The sequence below is a fragment of the Streptomyces sp. SDT5-1 genome (assembly GCF_052245995.1).
Taxonomy (GTDB): Bacteria; Actinomycetota; Actinomycetes; order Streptomycetales; family Streptomycetaceae; genus Streptomyces.
In genome coordinates this window covers 2,756,146-2,768,669 of the sequence record NZ_CM125963.1, presented here as the reverse complement: position 1 = coordinate 2,768,669, position 12,524 = coordinate 2,756,146, and the positions used below count along the sequence as shown (strand labels likewise).

Annotated in this window: 11 protein-coding genes; 9 read left to right on the top strand and 2 right to left on the bottom strand. The window is 67.5% G+C overall.

Annotation, left to right across the window (positions count from 1 at the left end; translation table 11 throughout):
• The first annotated feature begins 64 nt into the window (after positions 1–64).
• Positions 65–1,039, top strand: coding sequence for a carbohydrate kinase family protein (locus ACTWJ8_RS12935; protein ID WP_356388685.1), 975 nt, complete (start codon positions 65–67; stop codon positions 1,037–1,039).
• A 94-nt stretch (positions 1,040–1,133) separates the two neighbouring features.
• On the opposite strand, the gene ACTWJ8_RS12930 is transcribed toward ACTWJ8_RS12935, so the two are convergent.
• The gene (locus ACTWJ8_RS12930) at positions 1,134–2,513 is read right to left on the bottom strand and encodes a cysteine desulfurase/sulfurtransferase TusA family protein (protein WP_443263868.1); all 1,380 of its coding nucleotides are present in this window, start codon (positions 2,511–2,513) and stop codon (positions 1,134–1,136) included.
• Between the two features lie 546 nt (positions 2,514–3,059).
• Between ACTWJ8_RS12930 and ctaC the strand changes: the two genes are divergently transcribed.
• The 4 genes from ctaC (at position 3,060) to ACTWJ8_RS12910 (ending at position 7,541) form a co-directional block, all read left to right on the top strand.
• A complete protein-coding gene (gene ctaC / locus ACTWJ8_RS12925; RefSeq protein WP_306321342.1) occupies positions 3,060–4,019 on the top strand; it encodes an aa3-type cytochrome oxidase subunit II in 960 nt (319 codons plus the stop codon).
• Positions 4,016–5,746 (top strand): aa3-type cytochrome oxidase subunit I, encoded by a 1,731-nt coding sequence (gene ctaD, locus ACTWJ8_RS12920; RefSeq protein WP_356388689.1) that lies wholly within the window; start codon positions 4,016–4,018, stop codon positions 5,744–5,746. Before ctaC ends, ctaD begins: the two co-directional genes overlap by 4 nt.
• Positions 5,743–6,141: a cytochrome c oxidase subunit 4 gene (locus ACTWJ8_RS12915; protein WP_356388691.1), complete on the top strand. Its 399-nt coding sequence runs from the start codon at positions 5,743–5,745 to the stop codon at positions 6,139–6,141. The genes ctaD and ACTWJ8_RS12915 overlap by 4 nt, the downstream gene beginning before the upstream one ends.
• A gap of 143 nt (positions 6,142–6,284) precedes the next feature.
• Entirely contained in the window at positions 6,285–7,541 is a 1,257-nt protein-coding gene (locus ACTWJ8_RS12910) for a L,D-transpeptidase (RefSeq protein ID WP_356388693.1), read from the top strand.
• A 98-nt stretch (positions 7,542–7,639) separates the two neighbouring features.
• On the opposite strand, the gene ACTWJ8_RS12905 is transcribed toward ACTWJ8_RS12910, so the two are convergent.
• Positions 7,640–8,041, bottom strand: coding sequence for a hypothetical protein (locus tag ACTWJ8_RS12905; RefSeq protein ID WP_356388695.1), 402 nt, complete (start codon positions 8,039–8,041; stop codon positions 7,640–7,642).
• A gap of 187 nt (positions 8,042–8,228) precedes the next feature.
• Here ACTWJ8_RS12905 and ctaE point away from each other — a divergent pair, with 187 nt between their 5' ends.
• The 4 genes from ctaE (at position 8,229) to qcrB (ending at position 12,426) form a co-directional block, all read left to right on the top strand.
• Positions 8,229–8,849 carry an aa3-type cytochrome oxidase subunit III gene (ctaE, locus tag ACTWJ8_RS12900; protein ID WP_356388696.1) on the top strand — a complete coding sequence of 207 codons (621 nt, stop codon included), beginning with the start codon at positions 8,229–8,231 and terminating at the stop codon, positions 8,847–8,849.
• 81 nt (positions 8,850–8,930) lie between these two features.
• On the top strand, positions 8,931–9,740 hold the full coding sequence (qcrC, locus tag ACTWJ8_RS12895) for a cytochrome bc1 complex diheme cytochrome c subunit (protein ID WP_356388698.1): 810 nt from the start codon (positions 8,931–8,933) through the stop codon (positions 9,738–9,740).
• Positions 9,737–10,792 carry a cytochrome bc1 complex Rieske iron-sulfur subunit gene (gene qcrA, locus ACTWJ8_RS12890; RefSeq protein WP_356388700.1) on the top strand — a complete coding sequence of 352 codons (1,056 nt, stop codon included), beginning with the start codon at positions 9,737–9,739 and terminating at the stop codon, positions 10,790–10,792. The genes qcrC and qcrA overlap by 4 nt, the downstream gene beginning before the upstream one ends.
• Complete coding sequence (gene qcrB / locus ACTWJ8_RS12885; RefSeq protein WP_356388702.1) at positions 10,789–12,426, top strand: cytochrome bc1 complex cytochrome b subunit; 1,638 nt, start codon at positions 10,789–10,791, stop codon at positions 12,424–12,426. The genes qcrA and qcrB overlap by 4 nt, the downstream gene beginning before the upstream one ends.
• Positions 12,427–12,524: the final 98 nt, after the last annotated feature.

Below are 12,524 nucleotides of genomic sequence, written 5' to 3'. Positions count from 1 at the left end.
GGCGCCCCGAGCGGGTAGCGTGAAGCGTCAACTCCTCCCCTTATTCAGGAAGCGTGCTCACGCCGTGCGAATCGCAGTCACCGGCTCCATCGCCACCGACCACCTGATGACCTTCCCCGGCCGTTTCGCCGACCAGCTGGTCGCCGACCAGCTGCACACGGTCTCCCTCTCCTTCCTCGTCGACGCCCTCGACGTACGCCGCGGCGGCGTAGGGCCGAACATCGCCTTCGGCATGGGACAGCTCGGTACGGGCCCGATCCTGGTGGGCGCGGCCGGCTCCGACTTCGACGAGTACCGCGCGTGGCTCGAGCGCCACGGCGTCGACACGAACTCGGTCCGGATCTCCGAGACCCTCCAGACCGCCCGCTTCGTGTGCACCACCGACGCCGACCACAACCAGATCGGCTCCTTCTACACGGGCGCCATGAGCGAGGCCCGGCTCATCGAGCTGAAGACCGTCGCCGACCGTGTCGGCGGCCTCGACCTGGTGCTCATCGGCGCGGACGACCCGGAGGCGATGCTGCGCCACACGGAGGAGTGCCGCTCGCGCGGGATCCCGTTCGCCGCCGACTTCTCGCAGCAGATCGCGCGCATGGACGGCGACGAGATCCGCACGCTCCTCGACGGCGCCACGTACCTCTTCTCGAACGAGTACGAGAAGGGCCTCATCGAGTCGAAGACCGGTTGGACCGACGAGGAGATCCTCGGCAAGGTCGGCCACCGCGTCACCACGCTCGGCGCGCGCGGCGTGCGCATCGAGAAGGTCGGCGAGGACCCGATCGAGGTCGGCGTCCCGGAGGAGGAGGCCAAGGTCGACCCGACGGGCGTCGGCGACGCGTTCCGCGCGGGCTTCCTGTCCGGCCTCGCGTGGGGCGTCCCGCACGAGCGCGCGGCGCAGGTCGGCTGCATGCTCGCGACGCTGGTCATCGAGACGACGGGGACGCAGGAGTACGAGCTGCGGCGGGCGCCGTTCATGGACCGGTTCCGCAAGGCCTACGGGGACGCTGCCGCTATGGAGGTTGAGGCCCACCTCGGCTGACGCCTTCGGTGGGGCCGCGGCCGTTGCTGTTCTTTCGTCGGGCAGCGCGGCCGCGGTTTCTTTTGTGGTCGCGTTCGCGCAGTTCCCCGCGCCCCTAGATGCCCCGCCGCACCGTATAAAGGGCGCCGCCCGCTTCCCGCTGCTCCGCTCCCACGTACTCGTGGCCCTGGGTGAAGCACCACGCCGGGATGTCCACCGCCGCGACCTCGTCGTCGGCGAGGACGGTGACCGTGCCGCCCACCCGGACCCGGGTGATCGCGCGGCCCAGTTCGATGACCGGCCGCGGGCAGGTCAGGCCCAGAGCGTCCACCGTCACGGAGTCCGCCGAGCCCTCCGCCCCGGCGGTCGGCGCGCCCAGCTTCTCCCGGACCCCGGTCACCACGCCCGGCAGCACGTCGAGGAAGCGGTCGACGTCGGCGGCCGCCGCGCCCAGCGGCAGCGACACCCGTACGTTCCCCTCGCTCACCACACCCATCGCGCGCAGCACATGGCTCGGCGTCAGGGTGCCGCTCGTGCACGACGAGCCGGAGGAGACGGAGAAACCGGCGTGGTCGAGGCCGTGCAGCAGGCTCTCCCCGTCGACGTAGAGACAGGAGAACGTCACCAGGTGCGGCAGCCGGTGCGCCGGGTCGCCGACCACCTCGACGTCCGGCAGCAGCTCGGGGACCCGCGTCCGGATCCGGTCCGTCAGCTCCCTGAGTCGCGCCGCCTCCCCTGCGGCCTCCGCCCGCACCGCCCGCAGCGCCGCCGCGGCGGCCACGATGCCCGGAATGTTCTCGAATCCGGCGGCCCGCCCCGATTCCCGCTCGTCGGCGGGCCCTTGGGGAGCGAACCGGGTCCCCTTCCTCACGACGAGCAGCCCGACCCCCGCCGGGCCTCCCCACTTGTGGGCGCTCCCGGCGAGCAGCGACCAGTCGCCCGGCACCGGCCCCCAGGCCAGCGACTGCGCCGCGTCCACGAAGAGCGGCACCCCGGCCTCCCGGCAGGCGTCGGCCACCTCGGTGACCGGCTGCTCGGTCCCCACCTCATGGTTGGCGGACTGGAGGCAGGCGAGCGCGGTGTCCTCCCGCAGCGCCTCCCGGAACGCCTCGACCGGCACGCGCCCCTCGCGGCCCACGCCGACCTGGGTCACCGTTCCACCGAGGTCCTCGTGCGCCGCCGCCGAATGGAGGACGGAGGAATGTTCGACGGCTGACACCACCAGGTGACGTCCGGCGCGTCGCCGCCCAGCGAGCGCCCCCGCGATCCCGTCGTGCACCGCCCGGGTCCCGGACGAGGTGAACACCAGCTCGTCGGGCCTGCACCCCACGGCCTCCGCGGCCGCCTCCCGCGCGGCGTCGAGCAGCAACCGCGCCCGCCGCCCCTCCCGGTACAACCGGGACGGATCGGCCCACCCTTCGTCGAGCGACGCCTCCAGCGCCTGCCGAGCGACCGCATGCAGAGGAGCGGCCGAGGCCACATCGAAGTACACCACCCCCCAAAGCTACGGGGACCCCAGGACCGGGATACCTCAGGGGCGCGCCCGACCTTCGCCTGTCGGGGCGGCCGGGAACGGCTGCCTCAAGGGGCGCGGGGAACCGCGCACGTCAACCACGCCCGACCTCGCCTGTCGGGGCGGCCGGGAACGGCTACCTCAAGGGGCGCGGGGAACCGCGCACGTCAACCACGCTCGACCTTCGCCTGTCGGGGCGGCCAGGTACGGGTACCTCAAGGGGCGCGGGGAACCGCGCACGTCAACCACGTCCGACCGCACCCCGCGGCGCGGCGACCCCCGGCCCCCTGGGGCTGACCCCCACCCCGACCCACCGTCAGAAACCCACAAACGCCCCCCGATCCCACCCTTCGGAGTGACCCGCGGCGCGTTAGGCACCCTCCCCGCGCGACCCCAAATAGCGTCCAGTAGGGTTTGGTCCGCATAAACATCCAAACCCCTGCCCGTGTGCCAGGGCGGCGAGCGACCAGCGAGATGGCGGCCGTAGCCAACCAAAGAGCGCGGGCGAGACTCTCGGGAAGGCGCTACGTGAGTCCCAACGGCTCCGACCGCTCGTCGCGGCGCCCGATGCGGCGGAAGCTGCCGCAGGTGCTGACTGCGGGCCTGATCCTGGTAACCGCTACCGGTTGCACATACAAGGACTTCCCTCGTCTTGGTATGCCCACCCCGGTGACGGAGGAGGCCCCTAGGATCCTCTCCCTCTGGCAGGGCTCGTGGGCGGCAGCGCTCGCCACGGGCGTGCTGGTGTGGGGTCTGATCCTGTGGAGTGTCATCTTCCACCGGCGCAGCCGCACCAAGATCGAGGTCCCCACCCAGACCCGGTACAACATGCCGCTCGAGGCGCTGTACACGATCGTTCCGCTGATCGTGGTCTCGGTCCTCTTCTACTTCACCGCGCGTGACGAGTCGAAGCTCCTGAAGCTCGACGACAAGCCCGCGCACACCGTCAACGTGGTCGGCTACCAGTGGAGCTGGGGCTTCAACTACGTCGAGAACGTGCCGGGTGTCGACGGTGACGCCAAGACCTCCAAGGAGCTCTCGGCGATCCCGAAGCGCTTCAAGGACGACTTCCCGGCGAACGCCGGCGGCGTCTACGAGGTCGGTACCCCGGGTGAGCGGAACCCGCAGACCAACAACCCCGGCCCGACCCTCTGGCTCCCCAAGGGCGAGAAGGTCCGCTTCGTTCTCACTTCGCGTGACGTCATCCACTCCTTCTGGGTGGTGCCGTTCCTCATGAAGCAGGACGTCATTCCGGGCCACACCAACTCCTTCGAGGTGACCCCCAACAAGGAGGGGACCTTCCTGGGCAAGTGCGCCGAGCTCTGCGGCGTCGACCACTCCCGGATGCTGTTCAACGTGAAGGTCGTCTCTCCTGAGCGCTACCAGCAGCACCTCAAGGACCTCGCCAAGAAGGGGCAGACCGGTTACGTCCCGGCTGGCATCGCCCAGACGGACCACGAGAAGAACCGGGAGACGAAGACAACGTGAGCATCCTCAATGAACCCCAGGGTGCCGCGGCAGCAAGCGACTCGTACGAGAACGAGCTGCCGGCCCGGCCCAAGCGCCCCGGCGCGACGGTGATCAAGTGGCTGACCACCACTGACCACAAGACGATCGGCACGCTCTATCTGGTCACGTCGTTCGCGTTCTTCTGCATCGGCGGCGTCATGGCGCTCTTCATGCGCGCCGAACTCGCTCGACCCGGCACGCAGATCATGTCGAACGAGCAGTTCAACCAGGCGTTCACGATGCACGGCACGATCATGCTGCTGATGTTCGCGACGCCGCTGTTCTCCGGTTTCGCGAACTGGATCATGCCGCTCCAGATCGGCGCGCCCGACGTCGCGTTCCCGCGACTGAACATGTTCGCCTACTGGCTGTACCTGTTCGGCTCGCTCATCGCGGTGGGTGGCTTCCTCACGCCGCAGGGCGCCGCCGACTTCGGCTGGTTCGCCTACAGCCCGCTGTCGGACGCGGTCCGCTCGCCGGGCGTCGGCGCCGACATGTGGATCATGGGTCTGGCCTTCTCCGGCTTCGGTACGATCCTCGGCTCGGTCAACTTCATCACCACGATCATCTGCATGCGCGCTCCTGGCATGACGATGTTCCGTATGCCGATCTTCGTGTGGAACGTGCTGCTGACCGGTGTGCTGGTCCTGCTGGCCTTCCCGGTCCTGGCCGCCGCGCTGTTCGCCCTGGAGGCGGACCGCAAGTTCGGTGCCCATGTGTTCGACGCCAGTAATGGCGGCGCGTTGCTCTGGCAACACCTCTTCTGGTTCTTCGGACACCCAGAGGTGTACATCATCGCCCTGCCATTCTTCGGAATCATTTCCGAAGTCATCCCGGTGTTCTCGCGCAAGCCGATGTTCGGTTACTCCGGCCTCATCGGCGCCACGATCGCCATTGCCGGTCTCTCCGTGACGGTGTGGGCGCACCACATGTACGTCACCGGCGGAGTGTTGCTCCCGTTCTTCTCCTTCATGACGTTCCTCATCGCCGTGCCAACCGGCGTGAAGTTCTTCAACTGGATCGGAACGATGTGGAAGGGCTCGCTGTCCTTCGAGACTCCGATGCTCTGGGCGATCGGCTTCCTGATCACCTTCACCTTCGGTGGTCTGACCGGTGTCATCCTGGCCGCGCCGCCGCTGGACTTCCACATCTCGGACTCGTACTTCGTGGTGGCGCACTTCCACTACGTGGTGTTCGGAACGGTCGTCTTCGCGATGTTCGCGGGCTTCCACTTCTGGTGGCCGAAGTTCACGGGCAAGATGCTCGACGAGCGCCTCGGCAAGATCACCTTCTGGACGCTGTTCATCGGCTTCCACGGCACGTTCCTGGTGCAGCACTGGCTGGGCGTCGAGGGCATGCCGCGTCGTTACGCGGACTACCTCGCGGCCGACGGCTTCACCGCGCTGAACACGATCTCGACGATCTCCTCGTTCCTGCTGGGTCTGTCGATCCTGCCGTTCTTCTACAACATCTGGAAGACGGCCAAGTACGGCAAGAAGATCGAGGTCGACGACCCGTGGGGCTACGGCCGTTCGCTCGAGTGGGCGACGTCCTGCCCGCCGCCGCGGCACAACTTCACGACGCTGCCGCGCATCCGTTCGGAATCCCCGGCGTTCGATCTGCACCACCCGGAGATCGCCGCGTTGGACCAGCTCGAGAACGCCGGTCACGGCGACAAGGCGCTTGCTAAGGAGGCCGGCAAGTGAAGGTCCAAGGCAAGATGTTCCTCTGGCTGAGCCTCTTCATCCTGATCATGGCCGCCGTGTACGGCGTCTGGTCGAAGGAGCCGGTCGGAACCACGGCGCTGTTCCTGTCGTTCGGCCTGTGCATCATGATCGGCTACTACCTGGCCTTCACGGCCCGGCGTGTCGACACCGGTGCCCAGGACAACAAGGAGGCCGACGTCGCGGACGACGCCGGCGAGGTGGGCTTCTTCAGCCCGCACTCCTGGCAGCCGCTCGCGCTGGGCGTCGGCGGCGCGCTCGCCTTCCTCTCCGTCGCCATCGGCTGGTGGCTGCTGTACTTCTCGGCTCCGGTCATCATGTTCGGCCTGTGGGGCTGGGTCTTCGAGTACTACCGCGGCGAGAACCAGAACCAGTGAGCCTCGGCTGACCGGTAGGGAACTCCCGTAGCGGAAAGGGCCCGGACACTCCTGACGGAGCGTCCGGGCCCTTTCGCGTGTCCGGTTGCCCCGTGCGGCTCACTCGCCGCGCTGGACGGGGCGTTCCTTCTTACGGTGAGTGCATGAACCACTCTCCGCGTATCCGCACGGTTCTGGGTTGCACCCTGCTGGTGGCCGCACTCGGTGCGAGCACGGCGGCGTGCGGCAGCTCCGGCCACCCGCTCACCGCCAAGCCGTACGACGCGGCGAGCCAGATCTCCTTCAACGGGCCCGTGGGCGGCGGCAAGAAGGCCGACCCGAACAAGCCGCTCGAGGTCGAGGCCCAGGGCGACGAGTCCCGCATCACCGACGTCACCGCCCAGGACGCCGCAGGGCGCTACGTGGCGGGCGAACTCTCCGCCGACGGCACCCGGTGGCACACCACGGCCCCGCTGACCGCCGACACCACGTACACGGTCCGGGTGAGCACCGAGGACGAGGACGGCGAACCCGGCCGCAAGGTCCTCAGCTTCGACACGGGCAGTCCGGGCAAGGAGAAGGCCCTCAAGGCCACGTTCGGCCCGCAGAAGGGCACATACGGCGTCGGACAGCCCATCACCGCCGAACTCAACAAGCCGGTCCGGGACCCGAAGTCCCGTGCCCTCGTGGAGCGGTCCCTCGAGGTCGACTCCAAGCCCGCGGTCAAGGGCTCCTGGTACTGGGTGGACAGCACCGAGCTGCACTACCGGCCCAAGGGGTACTGGCCGACCCACGCGAAGATCACGGCCAGCAGCCGGCTCGCGGGTGTGAAGATCCGCGACGGACTGTGGGGCGCCGAGTCGAAGCCGCTGACGATCACCACGGGCGACCGCATCGTGGCCGTCACGGACGCCGCCTCGCACTCGATGACGGTCTACCGCAACGGCAAGGAGATCAACTCCATGCCGGTCACCACGGGCAAGCCCGGATTCGAGACCCGCAACGGCATCAAGGTCGTGCTCGGCAAGGAGTACTACGTCCGGATGCGCGGCGAGACGATCGGCATCGCCGAGGGCTCGTCCGACTCCTACGACCTGCCGGTCTACTACGCGACCCGCGTCACCTGGAGCGGCGAGTACGTGCACGCCGCGCCCTGGTCCGTCGGCTCGCAGGGCTCCGCCAACGTCAGCCACGGCTGCACCGGCATGAGCACCGGCAACGCCGAGTGGTTCTTCGACACCGTGCGCCAGGGCGACATCGTGAAGGTCGTCAACAGCAACGGCTCGGAAATGGACCCGTTCGGGAACGGCTTCGGCGACTGGAACGTCAGCTGGAAGAAGTGGAAGGCGGGCAGCGCGTTGACGAAGAGGGCCGACACGCCCGACCCGGCACTCCAGGCCCGGCTGAGTCCCGAGGTCTGAGCCCGCCCGGAATGATCAGCGGTGTGATGTCCGACTCCCGTACGTCATCGGCGTACGGGAGTCGGCGCGTGCGGGAGCGGACCGGGGGAGAGGGCGTCTCAGGCGCTCACGGCGAGCCGGGAGCGCAGCAGGGAGGCGAGGGCCTCCGCGAACTCCACGGGCTCCACAGGGAGCGTCACAGCCGCCTCCGCGCGGCTCCACGTCGCGAGCCAGGCGTCCTGCGGGCGGCCGATCAGGAGCAGCACCGGTGGGCAGTGGAAGATCTCGTCCTTGATCTGCCGGCACACGCCCATGCCACCCGCGGGAACGGCCTCGCCGTCCAGGACGCAGGCGTCGATGCCGCCCCGGTCCAGCTCCTTCAGGACCGCCGGCAGCGTGGCGCACTCGATGAACTGCACCTCGGGGACGTCGGACGCGGGCCGCCGGCCGGTCGCGAGGCGCACCTGCTCGCGGGTGTTGGCATCGTCGCTGTAGACCAGAACCGTCGCGGTCGACTGCATCGTTCCTCCGAAGACATCGGCGTCTTAAGGGCGTCGTACGGTGATCCGTGTCGCGGAGCCTACTCCTCCCGACACCCCGTCAACAGCGGTTCGCACACGGCTGCGATGGGCCATATGGGCTGGACACACCACCCAGACACTCCGAACGGCACCCCCCGGAGTGAGGGCGAGATAAGGGACCGACATAATGTCGGTCGTGGCGACAGCAACGACAGTAGAAACCGGGCACGCGCACCCGTCGGTCAATCGACCGAACCTCACCAGCGTCGGAACCATCATCTGGCTGAGTTCCGAGCTGATGTTCTTCGCGGCCCTCTTCGCGATGTACTTCACCCTGCGATCGGTGACCGGACCGGATCACTGGAAGGAAATGGCGCATGCGCTGAACCTTCCGTTCTCCGCGACGAACACCACGATCCTGGTGCTCTCCTCACTCACGTGCCAGATGGGCGTGTTCGCCGCCGAGCGCGGCGACGTGAAGAAGCTCCGGGCGTGGTTCATCCTCACCTTCATCATGGGTGCGATCTTCATCGGCGGTCAGGTGTACGAATACACCGAGCTGGTCAAGAAGGACGGGCTCTCGCTCTCCTCCGACCCGTACGGCTCGGTCTTCTACCTGACCACCGGCTTCCACGGCATGCACGTGACAGGTGGCCTCATCGCCTTCCTGTTCGTCCTCGGCAGGACGTACGCGGCCCGGAGGTTCACCCACGAGCAGGCGACCGCCGCCATCGTCGTGTCCTATTACTGGCACTTCGTCGACGTCGTCTGGATCGGCCTCTTCGCCACGATCTACCTGATCAAGTAGTTCGACGATCACAGCATCGGGCGTAGTACCCGACACATTTCCGCAGCACCGACGCAGAAGATCCTGACACCGGGGTAATCCGTGAAAAAGCTCTCCGCACGACGACGCCATCCGCTGGCGGCGGTCGTCGTCCTACTCCTCGCGCTGGCGGCCACCGGGGGGCTGTACGCCGCGTTCGCACCCGCGGACAAGGCGCAGGCCGATGAAACCGCCCAGTCCCTCGCCATCGACGAGGGCAAGAAGCTCTATTCCGTCGGCTGCGCCAGCTGCCACGGAACCGGCGGTCAGGGCACCTCCGACGGGCCGAGCCTGGTGGGCGTCGGCTCCGCCGCCGTCGACTTCCAGGTCGGCACCGGTCGTATGCCGGCCCAGCAGCCGGGCGCGCAGGTCCCGAAGAAGAAGGTCATCTACACGCAGGCCGAGATCGACCAGCTCGCGGCGTACGTCGCGTCGCTCGGTGCCGGTCCGGTCGCGCCGACCGAGAAGGACTACAGCGCCTCGGGCGCGGACGTCGCCAAGGGCGGCGAACTGTTCCGCACCAACTGCGCGCAGTGCCACAACTTCACCGGTGAAGGTGGCGCGCTGACGCACGGCAAGTTCGCACCGAGCCTCGAGGGTGTCGCCCCGAAGCACATCTACGAGGCCATGCAGACCGGCCCGCAGAACATGCCGTCGTTCCCGGACACGACGATGACCAAGCAGAACAAGAAGGACATCATCGCGTACCTCGACGCGGTCAACGGTGACAAGACCGAGAGCCCCGGTGGCCTCAAGCTGGGCGGGCTCGGCCCGGTCAGTGAGGGTCTGTTCGCCTGGATCTTCGGCCTTGGCGGTCTGATCGCCGTTGCCATCTGGGTCGCCGCTCGGACCGCAAAGGCCAAGAAGTCATGAGTAGCCAAGACATTCCAGAAGAGAACCTGCCCGCTGAGCAGGACGCAGACGAGCACGGCTCGGTCGCGGTGAAGGACGAGCCCTTCGCCGACCCCGGCCTGCCGCCGCACGAGCACCGGATCCAGGACATCGACGAGCGGGCCGCCAAGCGGTCCGAGCGCGCCGTGGCCCTGCTGTTCACGGTCTCGATGCTGGCCACCATCGGCTTCATCGCCTCGTACGTCACCATCGACGTCGACAAGAGCATCTACGTCTTCCCGATCGGGCACATCAGCGCGCTGAACTTCGCGCTCGGCCTGACCCTGGGCGTGGCGCTGTTCTGCATCGGCGCGGGCGCGGTCCACTGGGCCCGCACCCTGATGTCCGACGAGGAAGTCGTCCAGGAGCGGCACGCCATCGAGGCGGAGCCCGAGGTCAAGGCGAAGGTCCTGCAGGACTTCGCCGACGGCGCGCGCGAGTCGCAGTTCGGCCGCCGCAAGCTGATCCGCAACACCATGTTCGGCGCCCTCGCCCTGGTGCCCCTCTCCGGTGTCGTCCTGCTGCGCGACCTCGGGCCGCTGCCCGAGAAGAAGCTGCGCGAGACGTCCTGGAAGAAGGGCCTCAAGCTCGTCAACATGAACACGAACGAGCCGCTGCGTGCCTCGGACATCGGGGTCGGCTCGCTCACCTTCGCCAAGCCCGAGGGCCTGGAGGAGCACGACGAGGAATTCCAGACGAAGATCGCCAAGGACGCCCTGATGCTCGTCCGGATCCAGCCGGACAACATCAAGGACAAGCAGGAACTCGAGTGGTCGCACGAGGGTGTGGTCGCGTACTCGAAGATCTGCACCCACGTGGGTTGCCCGATCTCCCTGTACGAGCAGCAGACGCACCACGTGCTCTGCCCCTGCCACCAGTCCACCTTCGACCTCTCCGACGGTGCGCGGGTGATCTTCGGTCCGGCCGGTCACGCACTGCCGCAGCTGCACATCGCCGTTGACAAGGACGGCTACCTCGTCGCTCAGGACGGCTTCAAGGAGCCCGTCGGTCCTGCCTTCTGGGAGCGCGGATGAGTACTACGACCACCAACGACGCGCCTGCGCGCGACAAGGCACCGGCCGGCGAACGCGTCGCCGACTGGGCCGACGGACGTCTGGGGATCTACTCCCTGGCCAAGTCCAACATGCGCAAGATCTTTCCGGACCACTGGTCCTTCATGCTCGGCGAGATCTGCATGTACAGCTTCATCATCATCATCCTCACGGGTGTGTACCTGACGCTGTTCTTCCACCCGTCGATGAACGAGGTCACCTACGACGGCAGCTACGTCCCGCTCCAGGGGCAGCTGATGTCGGAGGCCTTCAACTCGACGATGCACATCTCCTTCGATGTGCGCGGTGGTCTGCTGATCCGTCAGATCCACCACTGGGCCGCGCTGATCTTCCTGGCCGGCATGTTCGTGCACATGATGCGCGTGTTCTTCACCGGCGCGTTCCGCAAGCCGCGTGAGATCAACTGGCTGTTCGGCTTCCTGCTGTTCGTCCTGGGCATGTTCACCGGTTTCACCGGCTACTCGCTCCCGGACGACCTGCTCTCCGGCACCGGTGTCCGCTTCATGGAGGGCGCGATCCTGTCGGTGCCGATCGTCGGCACGTACATCTCGTTCTTCCTGTTCGGCGGCGAGTTCCCGGGCGGCGACTTCGTCGCGCGGTTCTACTCGATCCACATCCTGCTGCTGCCGGGCATCATGCTCGGCCTGATGGTGGCGCACCTGATCCTGGTCTTCTACCACAAGCACACGCAGTTCGCGGGCGCCGGAAAGACCAACAAGAACGTCGTCGGCATGCCGCTGCTCCCGGTCTACATGGCCAAGGCGGGTGGCTTCTTCTTCCTGGTCTTCGGTGTCATCGCGGTGGTCGCCGCGATCGCCTCGATCAACCCGATCTGGGCCATCGGCCCGTACCGCCCGGACCAGGTGTCCACCGGCGCCCAGCCCGACTGGTACATGGGCTTCGCCGAGGGTCTGATCCGTGTCATGCCGGGCTGGGAGATCAACATCTGGGGCCACACGCTGGTTCTCGGCGTGTTCATCCCGCTGGTGATCTTCCCGCTGGTCCTCGGCGCGATCGCGGTCTACCCGTTCATCGAGTCCTGGGTCACCGGCGACAAGCGCGAGCACCACATCCTGGACCGCCCGCGCAACGCCCCGACCCGCACGGCCTTCGGTGTCGCGTGGATCACCGCGTACATGGTGATGCTCGTCGGCGGTGGAAACGACCTGTGGGCCACCCACTTCCACCTGTCGCTGAACGCGATCTCCTGGTTCGTCCGGATCTTCTTCTTCGTCGGACCGGTCATCGCCTTCATCGTCACCAAGCGGATCTGCCTCGGCCTCCAGCGCCGCGACAAGGACAAGGTGCTGCACGGGCGCGAGTCCGGCATCATCAAGCGCCTGCCGCACGGTGAGTTCATCGAGGTGCACGAGCCGCTCGACCAGGAGGCCCTGCACACGCTCACGGCGCACGAGCAGTACAAGCCGGTCGAGATCGGCCCGACGGTCGACGAGAACGGTGTCGAGCGCAAGGCCACGCGGGCCCAGAAGCTGCGGGCCAAGCTCTCGCGCGGTTACTACGGGGAGAACAACCAGATCCCGAAGCCGACCGCCGAGGAGTACAAGGAGATCACCAGCGGCCACGGCCACCACTGATCTCTGAATCCGTCGCTGCAGCCACAGCGGGAGCCCTCGTCCAGTGCCTGGACGGGGGCTCTTTGCCGTCCCCGGACCTGGATAGGGTGGGAGCCGCA

Bases quoted from the DNA above. Each gene is read 5' to 3' on its own strand.
- ACTWJ8_RS12910 (WP_356388693.1), top strand. From the start codon at position 6,285: ATGAACCACTCTCCGCGTATCCGCACGGTTCTGGGTTGCACCCTGCTG.
- qcrB (WP_356388702.1), top strand. From the start codon at position 10,789: ATGAGTACTACGACCACCAACGACGCGCCTGCGCGCGACAAGGCACCG.
- qcrA (WP_356388700.1), top strand. From the start codon at position 9,737: ATGAGTAGCCAAGACATTCCAGAAGAGAACCTGCCCGCTGAGCAGGAC.
- ACTWJ8_RS12905 (WP_356388695.1), bottom strand. From the start codon at position 8,041: ATGCAGTCGACCGCGACGGTTCTGGTCTACAGCGACGATGCCAACACC.
- ctaE (WP_356388696.1), top strand. From the start codon at position 8,229: ATGTCGGTCGTGGCGACAGCAACGACAGTAGAAACCGGGCACGCGCAC.